This window comes from uncultured Thiocystis sp. (assembly GCF_903866365.1).
Classification (GTDB): domain Bacteria; phylum Pseudomonadota; class Gammaproteobacteria; order Chromatiales; family Chromatiaceae; genus Chromatium.
The window spans coordinates 1-23,637 of the sequence record NZ_CAIPNF010000239.1; the positions used below are offsets into that span (position 1 = coordinate 1).

Sequence of the window (23,637 nt, forward strand, 5' to 3'; positions counted from 1 at the left end):
CCATCGGGACGCCCGCGTCCCCGAATACCGCAGTCGGACCCTGCGCAAGCAAGAGCAGGCGCGCATCGGTCGGACCGCGACGGGCGAGCCGGCCGGAACCACCACGGGCAAGGTGGCGCTCTTCGCGACCTGCTATGGCAACTTCAACGAGCCCGGCGTCGGTCAGGATCTGATTGCCGTTTTCGAGCATTCGGGCATTCCGGTCACCCTGGCGGACAAGGAGCAATGCTGCGGCATGCCCAAACTGGAACTGGGCGATCTGGAGTCGGTGAAGGCCGCCAAGGAGGCCAATATCCCGGTGCTCAAGCGGCTGATCGAGGACGGCTGGGATATCGTCGCGCCGATCCCGTCCTGCGTGCTGATGTTCAAGCAGGAACTGCCGCTGATGTTCCCCGAGGATCGCGATGTCCGGTTGGTCAAGTCGCGCATCTTCGATCCCTTCGAGTACCTGATGCTGCGTCACAAACACGGCAAGCTGAATCTGGACTTCAAACAGCCGCTGGGCAGCGTGGTCTATCAGGCATCCTGCCATCAACGGGTCCAGAATATCGGACAAAAGACCCGCGAGGTACTGGCCCTGGTGCCGGGCACGACGGTCGAGATCGTCGAACGTTGCTCGGGCCACGACGGAACCTATGCGGTGAAAAAAGAGTCCTACGACGCGGCCATGAAGATCGTGTGGCCGGTGGCGGGGCGCGTCGACAAGGCGGCGCCCGATCATTTCGGCAGCGATTGCCCGATGGCGGGCGCCCATATCGCCCATGCGCTGGGCCGCGACGGTCAGCAACGTCATCCGCTGAGCCTGCTGCGCCTAGCCTACGGTCTCTGAACCAGCGTTTTAGACACACGGGCGCCCGCTGCTGGGCGCGACCGGATCAAACGGAGACGAACATGCCTCTGACGCGAGACGATTTGTATAGCCTGGAGCAGTACGCACAGGTTCGCGGCGATTACCGCGCCCGCGTCATGGCGCACAAGAAATACCGCCAGGTCGCCATCGGCGCCCACGCCACGCTGTACTTTGAAGACCGCCTGACCATGCAGTATCAGATTCAGGAGATGCTACGGGTCGAGCGCATCTTCGAGTCCCAGGGGATTCAGGACGAGCTGGACGCCTATAACCCCATGATCCCGGACGGCGCCAACTGGAAGGCGACCTTCATGATCGAGTACGCGGATGCCGAGGAGCGCCGCGAGGCGCTGGCGCGGCTGCGCGGGATCGAGGATCGGGTCTGGGTCCAGGTCGCCGGATGCGACCCGGTCCAGGCGATCGCCGACGAAGACCTGGAGCGCGAGGACGCGACCAGAACCTCATCGGTGCATTTTCTGCGCTTCGAACTCGCGGCGCCCATGATCGTCGCGCTCCGGGAAGGCGCCGGGCTGACCATCGGCATCGATCATCCCGAGTATTCGCATCGGACCGAGGTCGCGCCCTTGGTACGCGACTCGCTGGTTGGCGATCTGGATTGAATCTAAACCGCATCCATAGCAGACGCGGTTGTGGTGATTTCTGACGTCCATCAGTCGGCATTTATCCTTATCCTTGATTGCGTATAATGTATATTATGTCAAGTCGAGTAATCAACCCAAGATCCTGCGCTGAATATCGCTAGAATGTGCCCCCCCAGTCCAACCAAACCCGACAGGAAGATTCAGTGATCGCACCGACACTCTCGGTCCTCGGTGATCATGAACTCCACCAGTTGCTCGCCGAGGATGTCCCTTATGGCGACCTGACCACCGATTCGCTCGGGATCGCCGCGCAATCTGGGCGCATCCGCTTCTTTGCCCGTGATCCCATGGTGGTTTGCGGGGTCGAGGAAGCGGTTCGCCTGTTCGAGTTGTGTGGCGCGCGCGCTGAGATTCACGCGACTTCAGGCAGCGATGCGCCAACCGAAACCCTGTTGCTGGAGGCGCGCGGCCGCGCCGATGCCCTGCATCGCGGTTGGAAGACCGCCCAGACGTTAGTGGAATGGTGCTCGGGCATCGCCACCAGCGCCGCCGCGATCGTTGCCGCGGCGCGCCTCGGTCATCCGGATGCCATGGTGGCCGGAACCCGCAAGAACGTCCCCGGAACCCGCCGACTGGCCGCCAAGGCTTTCCGGGCCGGCGGTGCCGTGATGCACCGCATCGGGCTATCGGAATCCATCCTGATCTTCGCCGAGCATCGACTGTTTCTCGGCCAGGAATGCACCGCCGAGACGGTCGCGCGGCTGCATCGCCAATGCCCGGAAAAGCGCGTGGTGGTCGAGGTTGCCAATCTGGAAGAGGCCCTTGCCTGGGCCGATGCGGACGTGTTGCAACTGGAGAAGTTTCCGCCTCCAGCGGTAGCCGAGGTCGTCGCTGCGCTCGCCGCGCGTGGCTCGAAGACCCTGGTCGCCGCCGCTGGAGGTATTCATGCCCGCAATGCAGAGGAATACGTTCGCGCTGGCGCGCGACTGCTGGTGACCACCGCTCCGCATCTGGCGCAGCCGCGCGATGTTCAGGTCCGATTTGAATCGTTCAATAGCCAAATCTGATCCTTAAAATTTCGGTGCCATTGCGCCGCCGATCGAATCGATCCAACTCCTGTTGACGAGGTTGTACGAAATACGTTTTATGAATCAAAGCCTGTCGCTGTATCCCAAGCGCTTTTCCCCGACCTTTCTCGTCGCCATGATCGCGGTCCAGGGCGTATTCGCACTGCCCGAAGCGGCGCTCGCCGAGGGATCCGATCAGCCCGCGATCGCCGCCCTGACGGTGACGACCACCCTGCCCCGCCTGGACGACTGGCCGGTCGCCATCCCGGCCAGCGGCAGCCTGACGGCCTGGCAGGAGGCGGTGATCGCCGCCGAAATCGGTGGCTTGCGAGTGGTCGCGCTGACGGCTGACGTTGGCGATCAGGTGCGGCGCGGGGATGTCCTGGCGGAGCTGTCGCAGGCGTCCGTGCGCGCGGATCTGGAACTGGAGCAGGCGCGGGTCAAACAGGCCCAAGCCGCACTTTCGGAGGCGCTGGCCAATGGCGAGCGGGCGCGCAACCTGGCCGGCCGCGCCACGCTGTCCGAGCAGGAAAGCAAGCAGTATCTGGTGGCCGAGGAGACCGCGCGGGCGAACCTCGCCGCCGCCGAGGCGCAGCTCAAGGGGCAACAGATCCGCCTCGATCAGACCCGGATTCGCGCCGTCGACGATGGGGTCATCGCGTCGCGCACCGTGACCCTGGGCAGCGTGGTCCAGGCCGGTACCGAACTCTTCCGGCTGATCCGTCAGAATCGCATCGAATGGCGCGCCGAGGTGATGGCCGAGCAACTCGCGCGCATCCGGCCCGGTCAGGCCGCGCGCATCCGACTCAGCGAAGACGTTTCGCTGGACGGCGTGGTGCGCCTGCCGGCGCCGACCTTCGATCCAACCACCCGTCTGGCGCTGGTCTATGTCGATCTGCCCAACCCCGGCGCGGCCCATGCGGGTGACTTCGCGCGTGGCGAGATCATCGTCGGCCAGGCGCCGGCGCTGACGGTGCCCGAATCCACCGTCGTCCTGCGCGACGGCAACCGCTATGTCTTCGAGGTCGGCGACGACCGGCGCGTGATCCAGCGCAAGATCGGCACCGGACGCCGTGCCGGGAACCGCATCGAGATCGTCGCCGGACTCCCGAGCCCGGTGCCGCTGGTTGAATCCGGCGGGGCCTTCCTTAACGATGGGGACAGCGTGCGCGTCGTCCCGGCCGATCCGCTCACGGCGGGTCGGCCATGAACGTCTCCACCTGGTCGATCCGCAACCCGGTCCCGGCGATCCTGCTGTTCGGGCTGCTGACCCTGCTCGGATTCATAGGCTTCCGCGCGCTCGGAATCCAGAACTTCCCGGACATCGAACTCCCCACGGTCACCGTCACCGCCCGGCTGGAAGGCGCCGATCCGGCCCAGCTCGAAACCGAGGTCGCGCGCAAGATCGAGGATCAGGTCGCGACCCTGGGCGGCGTGCAGCATATCCGCACGACGTTGAACGACGGCAGCGCGACGCTCCGGATCGAGTTCGATATCGGCATCCCCATCGAGACCGCGCTGAACGACGTGCGCAACGCCGTCGACAGCGTGCGCGCCGAACTGCCCCAGGACATGACCGACCCGGTGGTCTCCAAGGTCACCACCGCCGGCGGCGCCATCCTCACCTTCACCATCGACTCCGAACGCTTGGACGAGGAGGCGCTGTCCTGGTTCGTCGATAACGAGATCGGTAAGGCGCTCCTGGCTGTCCAGGGCGTGGGCGCGGTCAAGCGGGTCGGCGGGGTCGACCGCGAGGTCGCCGTCGATCTGGATCCGACCCGGATGGCCGCGCTCGGCGTCACGGCGGCGGACATCTCGGCGCGGCTCAAGCAGATCCAGCAGGACGCTTCGGGCGGGCGCGGCGATATCGGCGCCGGCGTCCAGTCGGTGCGCACGCTCGGCGCGGTGCACGACATCGCCGAGATCGCCGCGCTCGATATTCCCTTGACGGGCGGGCACAGCGTGCGGCTCGATCAGATCGCCCATGTCCACGACAGCATCGCCGAGCGCACTGCCTATGCGCTGCTCGACGGTCAGCCGGTGGTCGGCTTCTCGGTGACCCGACTGAAGGGCGCGAGCGAAGTCGCGGTTGCGGCGGATGTCCGTCTGGCGGTGCAAGCGCTGGGCGAGCGCTTCGGTCAGGTTCACATCGAGGAAGCCTACGACACGGTCGCGGCGGTCGAGGACAATTTCAAAGGCTCGATGGAACTCCTCTACGAAGGGGCCATTCTCGCCGTGCTGGTGGTCTGGTGGTTCCTGCGCGACTGGCGCGCGACCCTGGTTGCCGCCGCCGCCCTGCCTCTCTCGGTGATCCCGACCTTTGCCGTCATTCACTGGTTCGGCTTCAGTCTCAACGCGCTGACCCTGCTGTCGCTGGCCCTGGTGGTCGGCATCCTGGTCGACGACGCCATCGTCGAGATCGAGAACATCGTGCGCCATCTGCGCATGGGCAAGGGTCCGATCCAGGCCGCGATCGAGGCCGCCGACGAGATCGGTCTGGCGGTGATCGCGACCAGTCTGACCCTGATCGCGGTCTTTCTGCCGACCGCCTTCATGGGCGGGGTGCCCGGCAAGTTCTTCCGCGAATTCGGCATCACCGCCGCGGTCGCGGTGTTATTTTCGCTGGTGGTCGCGCGCATGCTGACCCCCATGATGTCGGCCTATCTGCTCAAAGCGCACGACGCCGGACCCGACGACGGGCGCTTGATGCGCGGCTATCTCGTCGCCGCGCGCTGGTGTCTCGGACACCGCAAGACCACGCTGACCGCCGCCCTCCTCTTCTTTGCCGGCTCGCTAGCGCTGGTGCCGCTGCTGCCGACCGGTTTCATGCCGGCGGCGGATCGCAATCAAACCGCGGTCAAGCTCGAACTGGCGCCGGGCAGCACGCTGGAGGAGACGCGCCGCGCCGCCGAGTCAGCGCGGGCGCTGCTCGCGCCGGTCGCCGACATCACCCGCGTCTTCACCACCGTCGGCTCGGTCGCCGGCGCGGGGCCTTTCACCGAGGGCGGCAGTAGCGATGTGCGCAAGGCATCGCTGACCATCCTGCTGAAACACCGGCACGACCGCCCGCGCAAGCAATCCGCCATCGAACAGGAATTGCGCGAACGTCTGCGCGCGCTGCCCGGCGCGCGCATTGCGGTGGGTCTGGGCGATGTGGGCGAGCGTCTCCAGGTGGTGTTGGCCGGCGACGATCCGGGTCTGCTCGATCGCACCAGTCAGCTTGTGGAACGCGATCTGCGCACATTGAAAAACATCGGCAACGTCACCTCCAACGCCAGTCTGCAACGCCCCGAGATCCATGTGGACGTGGACTTCGCGCGCGCCGCCGATCTGGGCGTGACCACCGCCGCCATGGCCAGCGCGATCCGGATCGCCACCGCCGGCGATTTCGAGGTGCAACTGCCCAAGCTCAACCTGCCCGAGCGGCAGATCCCGATCCGGGTGCGTCTGACCCCCGAACTGCGCGGCGATCTGGACGCCCTCGCGCAGCTGCGCCTGCCCGCCTGGTCGGGACAGGTGCCCCTGAGCGCCGTGGCCGAATTACGCCTGGGAAGCGGTCCGGCGCAGATCGACCGCTTGGACCGAAACCGCAACGTGACCATTGACGTGGAGCTGGCCGGACAGACGGTCGGTCAGGCACTGGAACAGGTCGATCGGCTGCCGTCGCTGCAACGCCTGCCGCCGGGCATCAGCCGGCCCGCCTCCGGCGACGCCGAGCGCATGACCGAGGTCTTCGGGGGCTTCGGCTCGGCGATGCTGACCGGCATCCTGTTCATTTATATCGTGCTGGTGCTGCTGTTCCACGATTTCCTGCAACCGGCGACCATCCTCGCCGCGCTGCCGCTCTCGGTCGGCGGGGCCTTCGCCGCCCTGCTGCTGACCCACAACAGCTTTTCGCTGCCCTCGGTCATCGGTCTGCTGATGCTGATGGGCATCGTCACCAAAAACTCGATCCTGCTGGTCGAATACGCCGTCAAGGCGCGCATTGAACACGGCCTGGAGCGCACGGCGGCGCTGCTGGACGCCTGCCACAAACGCGCCCGCCCGATCCTCATGACCACCATCGCCATGATCGCCGGCATGGTGCCGATCGCGCTCGGACTGGGCGCCGAACCGAGCTTTCGCTCACCGATGGCCATCGCCGTGATCGGCGGTCTGCTGACCTCGACGCTGCTGTCGTTGCTGGTGATTCCGGTGGTCTTCACCTTCGTCGACGATCTGGTCGGGCTCATCCGGCGGGCGAGACACTGGATGCAGCGGGCGAATCATGGCGGCGCGAAGATTCAGCCTGACTCCGGCGGTTGATCCAATGCCCATCCGCCCTACCCTCCTGATCGCGCTTGGGCTTCTGTCCGGTCTGACGCCCTTCGCGATCGATCTCTACCTCCCGAGTCTGCCGTCCATCGCCCGCGACCTGTCCTCGTCGATCGAACTGGCGCAGATCAGCGTGACCGTCTATCTAGCGGTCTTCGCGGGCGCTCAACTCTTTCTCGGACCGCTGTCGGATATCCTGGGGCGACGCCTGACCATCGGGGGTGGACTCGCCCTGTTTCTGCTGGCGGATCTGGGCTGCGCGCTGGCCCCCAGCATGGAGGCGCTGCTCGCGGCGCGCGCGGTACAGGCGCTCGGCGGCGCGGCCGTCGCAGTGACCATCCCCGCGCTGGTGCGGGATCTCTACGAGAAGGACGACTATGCCCGGGTCATGGGGCTGGTCATGCTGGTCATGTCCATGGCCCCGTTGGTGGCGCCGACCGTCGGCTCGCTGATCATCGGTCTGGCAAGCTGGCGTGCGGTCTTTCTGGCGCTCTTCGGCATTGCCTCGATCGCTGCCATCCTCTTTTTTCGACTGGTGCACGAAACGCTTCACGCGCACCATCGTCATGACTTCGATCCCGGCCTGATCCTACGCAACTATCTGCGGATTCTGCGCCATCGGGTCGCGCTGGGTTATCTGCTGACCGCCGCCGCCAGTTTCGCCGGCATGATGACCTTCATCGTTACCTCGCCCTATGTCTATATCCAGCTTCATCATCTGCCGCCCCCCTGGTTCGGCCCCGCCTTCGGCGCGAACGTGGCGCTGGGGATGGTGTTTTCATTGCTGAACGCGCGGTTCGTGGCGCGCCTGGGGTCCGATCGATTGTTGCGTTGGGGCCTCAGCGCGCAGGGGCTGGCGGGCGCCCTGGCACTGATCCTCTTCGTTATCGGCGAGACGCCCCTGTGGGCGATCGTGACGATGGCCGCGCTCTATCTCGGCATGACCGGGGTGGTGCTCGGCAACGCCATGGCCGGCTTCATGTCCTTCTTCCCCAAGAGCGCGGGCACCGCTTCGGCCTTCGCGGGCGCGACCCGCTTCGGCGCGGGTGCGCTGATGGGCACCCTGGTCAGTCTGCTGCACGACGGCAGCGCCGGCCCGATGCTGCTCGGCATGGGCGTCTCGGGCCTGTTGGGGCTGGCAGCCTTCGCGATCTTGTGCCATGGTTTCCGCTCCATCCCACTGCCGCGTTGAGACATATCCGCCAGAATGATCCAGGACTTCAGCCAGCAGCGCCGCCTGATCCAGTGCTTTGCGTTTCTGCGCGACGGCGGCGAGGCACTGCGCGAGACCTTTTTCGCGCAGGCGAAGGTGGCGACACTCCCGGCCGACCACATCATCTGTCGCGACGGCGGTCAATGCTCCCAACTTGCGCTGGTGCTCGCGGGGACGGCGCGTGTCTATAAACTTGGCGAAAATGGCCGCGAAATCACCCTGTACCGGGTCGAAGCCGGTCAAAGCTGCGTGGTGACGGCGTCCTGCATCCTGAGCCGACGCCCCTTTCCTGCCTTTGCCATCTGCGAGACCGAGGTCGAGGCCGCCGTGGTCTCTCAAGCCGACGTACAACGCTGGCTGACTTCTTCTTCGTACTGGCGCGATTTTATTTTTGCTCAGGTGGCCGAGCGCATCGGCGAGGTCTTCTCGGTTCTGGACGCGGTGCTGTTCCAACCGCTGGATCGACGACTCGCGGCGCTTTTGCTGCACCGCGCCAGACGGTCGCCGCAAGACGCCGCGACGAGCCGCATCCTGCAGGTCACGCATCAGGAATTGGCCGTGGAACTGGGTTCGTCGCGCGAAGTGGTCACGCGCCTGCTGAGGGATTTCGAAAAGACCGGGGCGCTGTTGACCGGACGCGGTCAAATCGAACTGCTCGATCCGAGCATCCTCGAAGCGCGTTGACGGCAACTTGGCGCATGCCATCGGTAGCACATTAAAGTATATCGCCAGGATTGCCGGAGCGGGTTTTTCTGCTACCCTTGTCGATGCATGGTTATCGCTTGTGACAATGTCACAGAGCGCAACGAGAGACTCTGCTAGGATGACAACTTGTCAACCGAAGTCGCAATCGTCAATCTCCACACCACACCACACCACACCTGACAGGATTTTCCACCATGAACATGACTAAAAATATCGGCGATACTGATCGTAACATCCGTTTTGCCGCGGGTGGCGCGATCGTGTTGTTTGGCCTGTTTACCCAATCCTGGCTTGGTCTGATCGGTCTCGTTCTGATCGGCACCGCGTATCTGCGTTCGTGCCCGGCCTATACGCTCATCGGCATGGATACCAACAAGAAATAAACGGCTGAGTGACGCCCGCCTTGCAAGACGCGCCGCGATCATGCGGCGCGGATCTCCCGTCAGGCCGCTCGGAACAACCTGCTTTGATCGCGGCCTGCCGCGTGCCTCTGGACAGCGTCGGCGAAAGAAAATCGTCGGTTTTTCCCCTTTACTGCCCTTGATTGCCGATTCGGCACTCGTCGGCGCCTCAATGAAGCGGTAATCTTTTAGTTCTTGCAGCCCGGAATGAATTGGAAGACGCATGGATCATCGTTCGACACGCAAACAGGGCTGTGCGCCCAATGATCGGATCGACCCCTTATCGATACCCGCTGACGGCGGCGCATGCGCGCCCAGCCCAGAACAGGCCGCGCTGAAACATCTGGCCCTGACCCTGCGCGTTTGGGGCCAGTATGCGTTCGATCTGGACGAAATCGATGCATCCACGATTCGCGAGCAAATCGAACACTGGGTGCTGAATTTGCTGGCTGCCCGTTCGCCAGCGGAGCTCCTGTCGAGCAGTCAGGCTGCCGAGCCAGGCAACGCGAACCCGCACTCGCACAATTGGGAGGGGCTGAACGAATTCGTCACCGGCATGCGCCGCCGTGAGCAAAACTACGTGAGTCGGCAGATTCTGGGCACGCGCCAGGTGATGGGCGATTTCGTGCAGACCCTGGGACAGATCCTGGCCGAGGATCAGGAAGAGCAGACACGGGTCACCAGCATCATCGGCAAACTTCGCTGCGCGATCGAGAGCAACGCCCCGGTGGAGACCCTGAGCCAGGAAGCGATTCACGCCATCGATTTAATCACGCATATCACCCAGGAGCGCGAGCAGCGGCATCAAGTCATCCTCCATCATTTGACGACCAGGCTACAAACGCTGCGCGGCGAGTTGGATGCCGCACAGCGGGAGATGGAACTGGACTCGATGACCCGTCTCTATAATCGCAAGGCTTTCGATTCACAGTTGGACCGCGTCTTCGAACTCAGTCAACTCTCCGGGCAGCCGGCGTGCCTGATGATGGTGGATGCCGATTTTTTCAAAACGATCAATGACCAGTTCGGGCACCCGGTCGGCGATCTGGTGCTGCGGCGGTTGGCGAATTGTTGCGCCGAGGCATTTCCCCGCAAAACGGATTTTGTCGCGCGCTATGGCGGCGAGGAATTCGTGGTCGTGCTGCAGGATACCTCGTCCAAGACGGCGATCCCGCTCGGCGAACGCCTGCTTGACGCCGTCCGGGCGCTGAGGATCGAGCACGAATCGGGGGTCATCCGCATCACCGTCTCGATCGGTCTGGCCGAAATCGATCCTCATGCGAGCGCTGGCCAGTGGCTGCGCGCGACCGACAGCGCGCTCTATCGGGCCAAAAACAATGGACGCGATCAACTCGCCTGCCAGACAGTAAGTTGATCAACGCAACCGCGGCCTAATGCGCGTCTTCCTTGTTTCCATGATTTCGATGGGAGGCAAAGGACATGCGATCCAGGACACCCATTAACAGGGCCGACACCACGAAGGTCAGGTGGATGATGACGTACCACATCAGTTTGTCGTTCGCGACATGGGGGATGTTGACGAATTCCTTGAGCAGATGAATCGAAGAGATGGCAACGATCGATACCGCCACCTTCAGCTTGAGGGTGCCCGAATCCAGTTTTCCCAGCCAATCCAACTTGTCGTCGCCCTCGCGCACGTCGATGCGGGAGACGAAGTTTTCATATCCGGCAAACATCACCATCACCACCAGACTAGCGACCAGCGAGAGATCGATCAGCGCCAGAATCATCAGCACCATGTCCGATTCGGCCATCCCGATGATGTCGCTGAACAGATGATACAGCTCGGTAAAAAATTTGAAGGCGATCGCGACCAGGGTCAGCGACAGTCCAAGATAGATCGGCGCCAGCAACCAGCGGCTGGCATAGAGCGCCCGTTCGATAATGCGTTCCAGCAAGGAATATCTCCACGGATCAGGGTGGTGAGCGATGTGATTCCGCGACGGCGGATCGCCGTTCGAACCAGCGAGTTCGGCGGCGCAAGTGTCCGGACCTTCGTTGTTCGAGTCAAGCCTGGGTGAGAACGCCGATGCCAACTCGTCGATCCCAGGGGCGAATATCCTCGCCGGTCATCCATCCCTTGCCCCTTTATTCACGCCGCAAGGCGTCGATAGGATCGAGTCGGGCGGCGCGGCGCGCGGGGAAATAGCCGAAGATCACGCCCACCGCGGCGGAAAAGAAAAAGGCGATCAACACGATGCCGCCATTGAAGACGAAGGGCACTTGCAGCAACCCGGCAAGTCCGATGGAGGCGCCGATAGCGAGCAGAATCCCGAGGATCCCGCCGAGCGAGGACAGCGCCACCGCTTCCACCAGAAATTGCAGCAGCACCTCGCGCTCCAGCGCGCCGATGGCGAGCCGGATGCCGATCTCGCGGGTGCGCTCGGTCACCGAGACCAGCATGATGTTCATGATGCCGATCCCGCCGACCAGCAGACTGACCGCGGCGACCGCCGTCAGCAGCGCGGTGAGCATCTGGGTGGTTCCGGTCAGCATGGTGGCGATCTCCTTCATGTCGCGCACGCTGAAATTATCCTGCTCGGACGGCTGGATCTGGCGACGCTCGCGCATCAGCCGCTCCAGATCCGACTTGGCGCGATCCGTGGATTCGCCATCGCGCACCGACAACTGGATCAGGGTCACATCCTGATTGCCGGCAATCCGTCGCTGGAAGGTCCGCAGCGGCATGATCACCAGATCGTCCTGATCCGACCCCATGGCGCTCTGCCCCTTGCTCTTCAATAAACCGATGACCTCGCAGGACAGAGTCTTGAGACGCATCTTCTCGCCGAGCGGGTCCAGGGAGCCGAACAATTCCTTGTGGACCGTCGCGCCGATCACGCACACCGCGCGCCCGCCGTTCAGTTCGCTGTCGGTGAAGAGGCGCCCCGCTTCCAGAGTCCAGTTGCGCACCGTAAAGAAGGCGTTATCGGTTCCGGTCACGGCGGTTGACCAGTTGTTGTTGCCGACAATCGCGGTCAAGGACTGGCTGGCGGAGGGCGCGACCGCGCGCACGGCCGGGACATCGCGCCCGACCGCCAGGGTATCGTCCAGCGTGAAGGACGGTGCGTTGGAGCTTTGCCCCGGCCCCATGTGCTGACCCACGCGGATCATCAGCAGATTGCTGCCCAGGCTTTCGATCTGGCTGGCGACCTGACGGGTGGCGCCATCGCCCAGGGTGACCATGACGATGACCGCGGCCACCCCGATCACGATCCCCAGGATGGTGAGCACCGAGCGCAGCACGTTACGGCGGATTTCGCGCAGGGCGAGAAGGAGTGCGTTCCAGAACATGGCTTCAGTTGTCGGTTTTCAGGTGTCAGATATTGTTTGTCATCAGAGAGACTCGTCGGGAATTTTTCAAGTTTGGGCATTCCAAAAACTGCCAACTGCCAACTGCCAATTGCCAACTGCGATCATAAGCCTCCGGTCAACGTCATTCGCATTGCCGGCTCACTCGCTCTCCATGGGGGTTTGATCAGCCAAACCCGCCGTGGTCCGCGCCTGCGGATCGAGTGCCGCGGACGCGAACTGATAGCAACCGGGACTGATCTGCTTGGCGCGATACATGGCGGCATCCGCGCGCTTGATCAGCGCATCGATGGTGTCGCCGTCTTGCGGGAAGAGGCTGATGCCAAGACTGGGGAGACAGCGCAGCGCCAACCCCGCGAGCGGATAGGCCGGCGTCAAGTCCGCGATGGCGCCGCGCGCCGCGTGCACCACGTCCTCGCGGTCGTGCACGTTCGCCAGGACGACGATAAACTCGTCGCCGCCGAGCCGGGCGACCAGATCCTCCGCGCGGAAGGCATCCAGCAGCCGACGCGCGAAGCCCTGCAAGAGCTGGTCGCCCACCGGATGACCATAGGTGTCGTTGACCGCCTTGAAGTGGTCCAGATCGAAAAACAACACGGCCAACTGACCGCTCGCTCGCCGGGCGCTCGCCAGCATGTGATTGGCCAGTTGATCGAGCAAGGCGCGGCTGGACAGACCGGTCAGGGGATCGTGTTGGGCCAGATAGATCGCCCGGTCCTCGGACATCTTGCGCCGGGTGACATCCTGGCGGACCAGCAGCACCCGTTCCAACATGCCCTGGGTGTCCAGGATCGCCTCCAGGCGGGAGACGAACCAGCGATAGAGATCATCCTTGCACCGCAGCCGGTATTGCATCTCGCACGGCGCGGCATGCGCCTCCACGAAGCGGTCGAGCACATCGAGAACGCGAACCCGATCCTCCGGATGCAGCAAGGCCGCCCACTCCTCCAGTCGATGCGGCAATTCGTCGAGTGAATGGCCGGTTTGCTGCCACCACTCGGGCGGGAAAAACACCTGGTTGGTGTGCACATCCCATTCCCAGAAGGTTAATTCCGCAATCTCCGCCACCCGACGCAACCGCTCCTTGGTGTCGATCAGCGCCTGCTCGCTGTGTTTGCGCACGCTGATGTCGACCAGAATGAGCCGCCAGAGCGGCCGGTCGCCCGGCGTCTTCGGCATCAGGCCGAGTTCCAGGCCGATCTCCAAATAACACCAGACCTGCTGCCCGGACACCTGCCGCAAGCGCAGCTCGCAGGATTTGCGCTCGCCCGCGGCGCGGCGTTGGCGGCGACAGCGGTAATAGGTGTCCTGATCGGCGGGGAGGATGAAGCGCGTCAGCGACAGCCCGACCAGGTGGGCACGCGAGGTGCCCAGGAGGGTGGCCGCGGCGAGGTTGGTCTCCTGGATCAGCCCCGCGTCGCTGAGGGTCAGATAGCCCGCGGGGGCGAGGTCGTAGAGGTCGAAATAGCGCGCGTGCGACCACTCCAGCGCCTCCTGGGTCTGGCGCAGTTCCTCGTTCTGCAGCTCCAGTTCGATCTGATGCACGCGCAGTTCATGGACCAGCCGTTCGGCCGTCTCGGACAGGAAGGTGTCCATCCCTGGGTTCGCCTGGGTGGCGAATCGCGCCTCCGCCCGGTGGCGCAGGTCTGGACCCGGTACCTGCACAGGGGTGGAATCATCGGGATGTCGCATGGGGTCGCTCTGGCGTGTTGAGGTTCGATCGAATGGGCAACGGAGTTCAGGGTACGACCGCGTTCTTGCGCATCGCAGGCAGGTGATGCCCAGCGCGGTTTACACGGCCAAGCGGTCGGGCAGCAACCGGTCGCACTCTTTCTTGACCACTGCATAACACTCGCAGCTCCGTTGCTCCAGTCCCGGACGGTCGAGGACCGTGATCTGGCCGCGCGCGTAGCGGATCAGACCGGCCTCCTGCAACTTGAGCACGGCCTCGGTGACGCCTTCGCGGCGCACCCCGAGCAGGTTGGCGATCAGTTCCTGCGTCATCGCCAGCTCGCTGCCCTCCAGACGATCCAGACTCAGCAGCAGCCAGCGGCACAGTTGCTGATCCAGCGAGTGATGTCGGTTACACGCGGCCGTTTGCACCATCTGGGTGATCAGCGCCTGGGTATAGCGCAGCAACAGGTGCATCACCGGACCGGCGCGATTAAACTCGTCCATCATCATCTGCGCCTTCAGCCGCAAGCCCACGCCCGCGCTTTGCACCACCGCGCGGCTGGGCGTGGTCTCGCCCCCCATGAACAGCGAGACGCCGACGATGCCCTCATTGCCGACCACCGCGATCTCGGCCGAGGCGCCGTCTTCCATGACGTACAGCAGCGACACGATGGCGGTGAGCGGAAAATACACATGATCCAGGATGCGATCCGATTCGGAGAGCACCTCGCCCAGCGGCATCTCGACCGGCTCCAACTGCGGTCGCCAGCGCTGCCACTCAGACTCTGGCAGCGCAGCGAGCAGGTGGTTTTTCTTGGGGTCGAGGACAATGGACATCAGTGAACTCCGTGGAGAGGGATCCCTGCAGGTGATCCCGGCAGTCGAGACCGGTTTGACGATAGAGCGTCGATGCTACTCCGTCTGTACGCTAACGCACGTACAGACGACGCAGCCGGTTTCCACACAGGGTTCGACCGCGCCCGACCAGGGTCCGCTCGATCTGGAGCGAATGCTCGCGGCTCATCGCCAACGCGGTGATCGGCGACAACACCGTGGCGATCTCACGGTGCTCGACCGCGCGGGTCTGCAAGCGACCGCCGGTGGCGGTGATGGGGCGGCGCAAACCATCCGTGACCGGATCCTGGGTAAGCCTTACTGGCTGGTTGGATTTCCTTATTCTTATGTGTCTCAGCGTACAGACAGGCTCCGTCGGACGGTTCTAAATGACCGTATTTTGATCATCGAAAAATTTATTCTCCGAGCGTATGGAGTCGCCTGCTTCACCGTCGCTCCACCTTTCGCCGTTCACTTCAGAGTCTCTTCACGGAAATCGACGATGGCCAAGATCGAAAAATTCAAGAAAAATGCCGGATCATCGATCGCGTCCGACCCTGGCGAGGCAGCAAGTGCTGCTGAGCGGGAGGGTCGTTTTCGGCTGATCTTCGAGAACTCGCGCGATGCCATGCTCGAGATCGTCCTGCCGGGGCGTCGTTTCGTCGACGCGAATCAGGCGGCGTTGCAACTGTTCGGGATCCACGGCAAAGCGCATTGCCTCGCGTTAGAGCTACAGAATCTCTCGCCGGAACGCCAACCGGACGGACGCCTTTCCGACACCAAGGCGCGCGAGATGATCGCGACCGCACTCGATCACGGCAGTCACTTTTTCGAATGGGAACACCAGCGTTTGAACGGCGAACGCTTTACCGCCGATGTGCTGCTGACCCGTATCGATCTCGGCGAAATGGTCTGGCTGCACGCCACCATCCGCAATATCGGCGCGCGCAAACAGATGGAACAGGCGTTGCGGGAGCAAACCTCCTTTCTGAACACACTGATCAATGCCGTGCCGATGCCGATCTTCTACAAGGATACCGAAGGCCGTTATCTCGGGTGCAATCAGGCGTTCGAGGCGTTAACCGGCAAGACGCATGACACACTGATCGGTAAGAGCGTATTCGATATCGCCCCGCGCACGCTGGCCGAGATTTACCACGCCCAGGATGCCGAGCTCTTCCGGAATCCCGGACGACTACAGAATTATGAAACGCAACTGCAGGATACCCAGGGCATCCTGCGCGACGTGATGTATCACAAAGCGTCGTTCCGGGATGCTGACGGAAAGGTCATCGGACTGATCGGCACGATTCTCGACATCACCGCGCGCAAGCAGTCGGAAGCGACACTGCTGAAGGCGGAGGTGTTGCAGAGCGCCATTTTCAACAGCGCCAATTTTTCGAGTATTGCCACGGACGCGCAGGGTGTCATTCAAATCTTCAATGTTGGCGCCGAGCGGATGCTGGGTTATACGGCCGCCGACGTGATCGACAAAATCACGCCGGCGGATATTTCGGATCCGCAGGAAGTCATCGCCCGTGCCAAGGAATTGAGCAACGAACTCGCCACGCCCATTACGCCGGGCTTCGAGGCGTTGATTTTCAAAGCCTCGCGCGGCATCGAGGATATCTATGAGCTAACCTATATCCGCAAGGACGGCAGCCGCTTTCCGGCGGTGGTGTCGGTCACGGCACTGCGCGATGCCCAAAACGCGATCATTGGCTACTTATTGATTGGTACCGACAACACTGCGCGAAAGGAGGCGGAAGAGGCGTTGCTCAAGGCAGGAGCGTTACAAAATGCGATTTTCAACAGCGCCAATTTTTCGAGTATCGCCACCGATGCGACGGGTGTGATTCAGATCTTCAACGTTGGCGCCGAGCGGATGCTGGGCTATACAGCCGCCGACGTGATCGACAAAATCACGCCGGCGGATATTTCGGATCCGCAGGAAGTCATCGCCCGTGCCAAGGAATTGAGCGCCGAACTCGCTACGCCCATTACGCCCGGTTTCGAGGCGTTGATTTTCAAAGCCTCGCGCGGCATCGAGGATATCTACGAGCTGACCTATATCCGCAAGGACGGCAGCCGCTTTCCGGCGGTGGTGTCGGTCACGGCACTGCGCGACGCCCAGAATTCCATTATCGGCTACCTGCTGATCGGCACCGACAACACGGCTCGCAGACAGGTCGAAATCGAGCGTGAAATGCTCGACCAGGCGCTCAAACAAAAGAACCTGGAACTCGAAAACGCCAAGATCGCGGCGGAACAAGCCAACCTGGCCAAATCGGAGTTTCTGGCCGCGATGAGCCACGAAATCCGCACCCCGATGAACGGCGTGATCGGCATGATCGACGTGTTGCAACAGAGCAGCCTCAACGGCTCGCAGATGGCGATGGCCAACATCATCCGCGACTCGGCGTTCGCCCTGCTGGCCGTGATCAACGATATTCTCGATTTCTCCAAGATCGAGGCCGGCAAGCTCCAACTCGACAGCGCGCCCTTGTGCATCGCCGACGTGGTTGAGCAAGTCTGCGGGGTGATGGATCCCATGGCGCTGAAAAAAGGGGTGGTGTTGACGCTGTTCACCGCCCCGGCGATTCCCGACCTGGTCGTCGGCGATGCGGGGCGACTGCGCCAGATCCTGATCAATCTCACCAGCAACGCGATCAAGTTTTCCAGTCAAAAACAGCGGCGGGGCCGGGTCTCGGTACGCGCCATCTTGACTGAATCTCACCCTGAACGGGTGATGGTGGAATTTCAAATCGTTGACAACGGCATCGGCATCGATGAGGCCACGCTCGCGCGGCTCTTCACCGCCTTTATCCAGGCCGATACCTCGACCACCCGTCATTTCGGCGGAACCGGACTGGGACTGGCCATCTCGCGTCAGTTGGCAAGCCTCATGGACGGCGAAATCGCCGTGCGAAGCGAACCGGGGCAAGGCTCGCTGTTTTACGTGCGCATCCCGTTCGCGCTGCCGCCTCAAGACCCTGGCGTCGACCGGTCGGTCGGCTTGGATCCCAGTCTGCGTCTGGTCGCTGGGTTGCCCTGTCTCGTGGTGGAGAGTCCGGATGGGATCGCTGACGATCTCGTCACCTATTTATCCTATGACCAGGCCGTGGTCGAGCGGGCGGCCGATCTCGCGTCCGCCCGGCAGTGGATCGCCAGCCGTTCGTCTGGCCGGTCGGTCGTCGTCGTCGACACCAGAATTGCCAACTCGCCGCTGGACGATCTGCGCGCAACGGCCCTCGCCCACCCGGAAAGCGATACCCGCTTCGTCGTTATCGGACGCGAGGCCTCCGCGGAAGACGTGAATCTGGTGGTGGTGAATGGCAGTGTCCTGACCCGCCGGGCGTTGCTCAATGCGGTCGCCATTGCCGCCGGTCGCACCAAGGTGCCGGAATCTGAAGGACTGCCCAGCGAAGTCCACGCCGCCGTGACGCCAGTATCCGGCGAGACGGTGCGGCGGCGAGGCAGTCTGATCCTGGTCGCGGAGGACAACGAGATCAACCAGAATGTTATCCTGCACCAGTTGACCCTGCTCGGCTACGTCGCCGATCTCGCCGACAATGGCCGCGCGGCGTTGGAGCGGTGGCGTCAGGGTCAGCACGCTCTGCTGCTGACCGACCTGAACATGCCGGAAATGGATGGCTATGAACTCACCGCCGCCATTCGGGGCGCCGAAGGCGAGGGGAAGCGCCTCCCCATCATCGCCCTGACCGCCAACGCACTGAAGAGCGAGGCCATCCGCTGCCAAGCCGCCGGTATGGACGATTATCTGTCCAAGCCCGTGCTCTTCGACCGGCTCCAGGCCATGCTGGAAAAGTGGCTGCCGGTCCCCGCCGGCATGTCCACCCCCCCCGCGCCGACAAGTCATGACCTGGCTGTGCTGGATCGGACGGTCCTGCCAACGCAGATCGGCAATGATCCGGCGCTGATTGCGGAGTTTCTGGAGAGTTACCAGGCTTCAGCGCAACAGGCCGCGACGGACATCCGCGCCGCCCTCGCTCTGGGCAACTGGAAGGCGGTCAGCGATGGCGCCCACAAACTGAAATCCTCTTCACGCGCCGTGGGCGCTCTGGCTCTGGGCGATGTCTGCGACCGGCTGGAGCAGGCGGGTAAGGCGGACGATGCCGCAACCGCGCAAACGATCGCACTGGAATTTGACCGTGACCTCGCCGCGGTCTTGACCGCCCTCAATCAAGAAGGAGTCTGACCGTGACGTCACCGCGCATTCTGCTCATTGACGACGAACCCTTTCAGCTCAAACTGCTCTCGCAACAACTCCTCAACCTGGGGCAGGCGCATCCCGTGGATGCCTGCACCTCCGGACCGGAGGCGCTGCTCGTGCTGAGCGCACCGACCAGCGGCACACGGTTGATCTTTCTCGATCTCAACATGCCCGGGATGGACGGCGTGGAATTGATCCGCCAATTGGTGGCGCTCGACTACCTCGGCGCACTGGTGCTGGTCAGCGGCGAGGATGAGCGGATCCTGGAAACGGCGGTCCGGCTCGGCCGTGCCCATCGCCTGAATGTGCTTGGACACCTGAGCAAACCGATTCGACCCGAGACGCTCCGAACGCTGCTGGAACTTTGGTCCAGCCAGGTTCCAGAAGCGATCCGTGCGGCGCATGTGCCCTATGGCGCCGCGGCGGTCCAGCGCGCCATTGTCGGCGGCGAGCTAGTGAATCATTATCAGCCCAAGGTGGACGTGGCGACGGGCAGCCTCAAAGGGGTGGAAACCCTGGTGCGCTGGCGCCATCCCGATGACGGGCTCGTCTTCCCGGATCAGTTTATCGGCGTGGCCGAACAACATGGTCTCATCAACGACCTGACCCACATCGTACTCATCGAGGCATTGGCGCAGGCCCGGCGCTGGTGCGACGCCGGATTGACGCTGCGGGTGGCGGTCAATATTTCCATGGACAATCTGACCCGGCTGGATTTTGCGGATTTTGTCCTGAGTCAAATCACCCGCTCAGGGATGGCGGCGCACGATCTGATTCTGGAAGTGACCGAATCCCGCCTGATGACGGATTGCCGCGCACCGCTGGACATCCTCACCCGCTTGCGGCTCAAGCACATCAGCCTGTCCATCGACGATTTTGGCACCGGCCATTCCTCGCTGACGCAGCTGCGTGACATCCCTTTCGACGAACTCAAAATCGACCGTGGTTTCGTCCATGGCGCGGCTCAGAACAAGACCAAACAGGCCATTTTTACCGCCAGCATCGACATCGCTCGACAGTTGGGGATGCAGACCGTGGCCGAAGGCGTGGAAGACCAGGTAGACTGGGAGTTTCTGCGTCAGCAGGGATGCGACCTCGCGCAAGGCTACTTCGTGGCCAAACCCATGTCGGCCGAGGATCTGCCGATCTGGTTAGCCGACTGGGAAGCGCGTCGTCCGGGGCTGATGCAGACATGACACCTTGCCACCTATCAGTTCTGAAATTGCCTTCTTTGGGAGCCCATTGATGCAAGGCTAAATGGCTGATTCGTTGTTGCGGCGACGCGGTCTGACGACCCAGTTTTCGGCGTTTTGAGACAACTGATAGGTGGCAAGGGCATGACACAACCGCTCGACCGCTACGGATTGCTGCGGGTGCTGGTCGTTGACGATGAGCCATTCGCGCGCCAACTGATTCGCACCATGCTGTTACAGATGGGCATCCTGAAGATCGCCGAGGCGAGCAGCGGTCAGGCGGCACTGATCCATCTGCGACACCGCCCGGTCGATCTCTTGGTGTGCGATTGGAACATGCCGGGCATGACGGGCCTGGAGGTGCTGATCCATGTCCGCCAGCAAGCGCGCACCAAAGGCTTGCCAGTGCTCATGGTGACGGCCGAACTCAGCCAAGCACAGGTTATGGACGCGATTCGGGCAGGAGTAACAAGCTATCTTGCCAAGCCCTTTCAGCCCGCGATTCTGCGGAAGCATATCGAGATCTGCCTGGCGACACGAACACGGTGAGGCATCCAAGCATCGACGTGCCTGTCGCCGCGGAGCGACTATGGACGGGGCGTCCTGTCCGCGAACGCACGCACAGACGACGCGACCGGTTTCCACGCTGGGACAAGTAGTATCAAGCGAGGAACTCCCGCATCCCATGCTGCAAGGGCAGACCCCGCAGGAGGTCTCCCTGACCGAACTGGGCGCGCGCCGGATCGAAACGCTGCTCTGGAAGCTTTTATGGCATCGCAGCCTGATGCGGATCGTCCGCCTCGGCGACGAGCGTCACCCCCTCTGGGTTGGATTCGAATGCCTTGGCGAACCCCTTTCATCCAGACGCGAGCCAGGTGCGACCAGCGGATCCAGTGCGGGTGATCTGGGATCGGCGGTTATTCGAACGACCGCACGAACCGCACTAACCGGTCGTTTACACCCACCTCCAATCCCGAATCTCCGGTAGATCCTCGCCATGTTCGGCGATGTAGTGCCGGTGCTCGATCAGCTTGTCGCGAATCGCCTGCTTGGCGTAGGCGGCCCTGGGGCCAAGTCGCGGCACCCGATCGATGACATCGGCGACCAGATCGAAGCGATCCAGATCGTTCTTGACCACCGTATCGAAGGGCGTCGAGGTGGTGCCCTCTTCCTTGTAACCGCGCACATGCAGATTGCGGTGGTTGGCGCGGCGGTAGGTGAGCCGGTGGATCAGCCAGGGGTAGCCATGATAGGCGAAAATGATGGGCTTGTCGGTGGTGAAGAGCCGGTCGAAATCCCGGTCGCTCAAGCCGTGCGGGTGTTCGCCGGGCGGCTGGAGCTTCATGAGGTCGACCACGTTGATCACCCGGATCTTCAGGTCGGGAACATGGGTGCGCAGCAGGGTGACCGCCGCCAGGGTTTCGAGCGTCGGCACGTCGCCGGCGCAGGCCATGACGACCTCCGGCTCGTCGTCCTGGTCGTTGCTGGCCCAGGGCCAGATGCCGATGCCGGCGGTGCAGTGCTTGATCGCGGCATCCATGTCGAGCCATTGGGGCGAGGACTGTTTCCCAGCGACGATGACGTTGACATAGTTGCGGCTGCGCAGACAGTGATCGGTCACCGAGAGCAGGGTGTTGGCGTCCGGCGGCAGATAGACCCGAATGACCGCCGCCTTCTTGTTGATGACGTGGTCGATGAAGCCGGGATCCTGATGGCTGAAACCGTTGTGATCCTGACGCCAGACATGGGAGGAGAGCAGATAGTTGAGCGAGGCGATCGGCCGCCGCCAGGGGATGTCGTTGCACACCTTGAGCCACTTGGCGTGCTGGTTGAACATGGAGTCAATGATGTGGATGAAGGCTTCGTAGCAGGAGAAGAAGCCGTGACGGCCGGTGAGCAGGTAGCCTTCGAGCCAGCCCTCGCACTGATGCTCGCTCAACATCTCCATCACCCGGCCATCCGGTCCGACGTGCTCGTCGCCGGGGAGGATCGCCGCGACCGAACAGCGATCAGTCACCTCGAACACCGCATCCCAGCGGTTCGAGGCCGTCTCATCCGGGCTGAAGACCCGAAAGTTCTGGGGATTGAGCCGCACCACCTCGCGGATAAAGCGGCCCTGAACGCGGGTCGCCTCGGCGTCCACGCCACCCGGACTGGGCACCGCCACCGCCTGGTCGCGAAAATCCGGCATCCGCAGATCGCGCAGCAGCAGCCCGCCGTTGGCGTGCGGATTGGCGCTCATGCGCCGCGCGCCCTGCGGGGCCAGGGCCGCGATGTCGGCGTTGAGTCGACCGCTGGCGTCGAACAACTCCTCCGGGCGATAGCGCTGCAGCCAGTCTTCCAGGATCTCCAGATGTCCCGGATGGCGCATGTCGGCCATCGGCACCTGATGGGAGCGGAAAGTCCCCTCGGCGCCTTGTCGTCCACGCGCTTCGGGCCGGTCCAGCCCTTGGGCGAGCGCAGGACGATCATGGGCCAGCGCGGACGCGTCTCGAAGCCGACGGCGCGCGCGTCGTTCTGGATACGCTGGATCTCGGCGACCACGGTGTCGAGCGTGGCGGCCATCAGCTGATGCATCGTCATGGGGTCGTCGCCCTCGACGAAAAAGGGCGCGTAGCCATAGCCGTGGAACAGCGCCTCCAGCTCGTCGCGCGGGATGCGCGCCAGCACCGTGGGGCCGGCGATCTTGTAGCCGTTCAGGTGCAGGATCGGCAGCACGGCGCCGTCATGGATCGGATTAAGGAACTTGTTCGAGTGCCAGCTCGTGGCCAGCGGGCCGGTCTCCGCCTCGCCATCGCCGACCACGCAGGCAGCGATCAGATCGGGATTGTCGAAGACCGCACCGAAGGCATGCGAGAGCGCATAGCCCAGCTCGCCGCCCTCGTTGATCGACCCCGGCGTTTCCGGCGCGACATGGCTGGGGATCCCGCCGGGAAAGGAGAACTGCTTGAACAGCCGCCGCATCCCCTCCTCGTCCTGGCTGATGTTCGGATAGACCTCGCTGTAAGTCCCTTCCAGGTAGGCGTTCGCCACCATCGCGGGTCCGCCGTGACCCGGCCCGGCGACATAGATGAGGCTGAGATCGTGGTCCTTGATGACGCGGTTGAGATGCGCGTAGATGAAGCTCAGTCCCGGCGTCGTGCCCCAGTGGCCGAGCAGGCGCGGTTTGATGTGGGCGAGCGCAAGCGGCTCTTTCAGCAGCGGATTGTCGTAGAGA

At 63.1% G+C, this 23,637-nt stretch carries 17 protein-coding genes and 1 pseudogene; 12 read left to right on the plus strand and 6 right to left on the minus strand.

Annotation, left to right across the window (positions count from 1 at the left end; genetic code table 11):
- From QZY07_RS13175 to QZY07_RS13215, 9 genes are all read left to right on the plus strand, one after another.
- A partial coding sequence (locus tag QZY07_RS13175) for a heterodisulfide reductase-related iron-sulfur binding cluster (protein ID WP_295403387.1) occupies nt 1-829 on the plus strand: 829 nt, incomplete at its 5' end.
- 62 nt (nt 830-891) lie between these two features.
- Entirely contained in the window at nt 892-1,470 is a 579-nt protein-coding gene (locus tag QZY07_RS13180) for a DUF3501 family protein (protein WP_295403389.1), read from the plus strand.
- A 185-nt stretch (nt 1,471-1,655) separates the two neighbouring features.
- Complete coding sequence (gene modD, locus QZY07_RS13185) at nt 1,656-2,519, plus strand: ModD protein (protein ID WP_295403392.1); 864 nt, start codon at nt 1,656-1,658, stop codon at nt 2,517-2,519.
- Between the two features lie 79 nt (nt 2,520-2,598).
- A complete protein-coding gene (locus QZY07_RS13190) occupies nt 2,599-3,729 on the plus strand; it encodes an efflux RND transporter periplasmic adaptor subunit (protein ID WP_295403394.1) in 1,131 nt (376 codons plus the stop codon).
- On the plus strand, nt 3,726-6,824 hold the full coding sequence (locus QZY07_RS13195; protein WP_295403397.1) for an efflux RND transporter permease subunit: 3,099 nt from the start codon (nt 3,726-3,728) through the stop codon (nt 6,822-6,824). The genes QZY07_RS13190 and QZY07_RS13195 overlap by 4 nt, the downstream gene beginning before the upstream one ends.
- A gap of 4 nt (nt 6,825-6,828) precedes the next feature.
- Nucleotides 6,829-8,025 carry a Bcr/CflA family multidrug efflux MFS transporter gene (locus QZY07_RS13200; RefSeq protein ID WP_295403400.1) on the plus strand — a complete coding sequence of 399 codons (1,197 nt, stop codon included), beginning with the start codon at nt 6,829-6,831 and terminating at the stop codon, nt 8,023-8,025.
- 15 nt (nt 8,026-8,040) lie between these two features.
- Nucleotides 8,041-8,730 carry a Crp/Fnr family transcriptional regulator gene (locus QZY07_RS13205; protein WP_295403403.1) on the plus strand — a complete coding sequence of 230 codons (690 nt, stop codon included), beginning with the start codon at nt 8,041-8,043 and terminating at the stop codon, nt 8,728-8,730.
- A 221-nt stretch (nt 8,731-8,951) separates the two neighbouring features.
- Entirely contained in the window at nt 8,952-9,134 is a 183-nt protein-coding gene (locus tag QZY07_RS13210; RefSeq protein ID WP_295403438.1) for a DUF2892 domain-containing protein, read from the plus strand.
- A 241-nt stretch (nt 9,135-9,375) separates the two neighbouring features.
- Entirely contained in the window at nt 9,376-10,527 is a 1,152-nt protein-coding gene (locus QZY07_RS13215; RefSeq protein WP_295403407.1) for a GGDEF domain-containing protein, read from the plus strand.
- A 16-nt stretch (nt 10,528-10,543) separates the two neighbouring features.
- Here the strand turns inward: QZY07_RS13215 and QZY07_RS13220 are convergent, their stop codons facing one another.
- The 5 genes from QZY07_RS13220 to QZY07_RS13240 form a co-directional block, all read right to left on the minus strand.
- On the minus strand, nt 10,544-11,068 hold the full coding sequence (locus QZY07_RS13220; protein WP_363184195.1) for a TIGR00645 family protein: 525 nt from the start codon (nt 11,066-11,068) through the stop codon (nt 10,544-10,546).
- A 193-nt stretch (nt 11,069-11,261) separates the two neighbouring features.
- Nucleotides 11,262-12,467, minus strand: a complete 1,206-nt coding sequence (locus QZY07_RS13225; RefSeq protein WP_295403414.1) for an ABC transporter permease — start codon at nt 12,465-12,467, stop codon at nt 11,262-11,264.
- 159 nt (nt 12,468-12,626) lie between these two features.
- On the minus strand, nt 12,627-14,177 hold the full coding sequence (locus tag QZY07_RS13230; protein ID WP_295403417.1) for a sensor domain-containing diguanylate cyclase: 1,551 nt from the start codon (nt 14,175-14,177) through the stop codon (nt 12,627-12,629).
- 99 nt (nt 14,178-14,276) lie between these two features.
- On the minus strand, nt 14,277-14,996 hold the full coding sequence (locus QZY07_RS13235; RefSeq protein WP_295403420.1) for a Crp/Fnr family transcriptional regulator: 720 nt from the start codon (nt 14,994-14,996) through the stop codon (nt 14,277-14,279).
- Nucleotides 14,997-15,087: 91 nt separating this feature from the next.
- The gene (locus QZY07_RS13240; protein ID WP_295403423.1) at nt 15,088-15,282 is read right to left on the minus strand and encodes a hypothetical protein; all 195 of its coding nucleotides are present in this window, start codon (nt 15,280-15,282) and stop codon (nt 15,088-15,090) included.
- Nucleotides 15,283-15,495: 213 nt separating this feature from the next.
- Here QZY07_RS13240 and QZY07_RS13245 point away from each other — a divergent pair, with 213 nt between their 5' ends.
- From QZY07_RS13245 to QZY07_RS13255, 3 genes are all read left to right on the plus strand, one after another.
- Complete coding sequence (locus QZY07_RS13245; RefSeq protein WP_295403426.1) at nt 15,496-19,212, plus strand: PAS domain S-box protein; 3,717 nt, start codon at nt 15,496-15,498, stop codon at nt 19,210-19,212.
- A gap of 2 nt (nt 19,213-19,214) precedes the next feature.
- Nucleotides 19,215-20,423 carry an EAL domain-containing response regulator gene (locus QZY07_RS13250; protein WP_295403429.1) on the plus strand — a complete coding sequence of 403 codons (1,209 nt, stop codon included), beginning with the start codon at nt 19,215-19,217 and terminating at the stop codon, nt 20,421-20,423.
- Nucleotides 20,424-20,564: 141 nt separating this feature from the next.
- Nucleotides 20,565-20,969 (plus strand): response regulator, encoded by a 405-nt coding sequence (locus QZY07_RS13255; RefSeq protein WP_295403433.1) that lies wholly within the window; start codon nt 20,565-20,567, stop codon nt 20,967-20,969.
- A gap of 406 nt (nt 20,970-21,375) precedes the next feature.
- On the opposite strand, the pseudogene QZY07_RS13265 reads toward QZY07_RS13255, so the two are convergent.
- Nucleotides 21,376-23,637 (minus strand): annotated as a pseudogene (locus QZY07_RS13265) (phosphoketolase family protein); the annotation flags it as partial.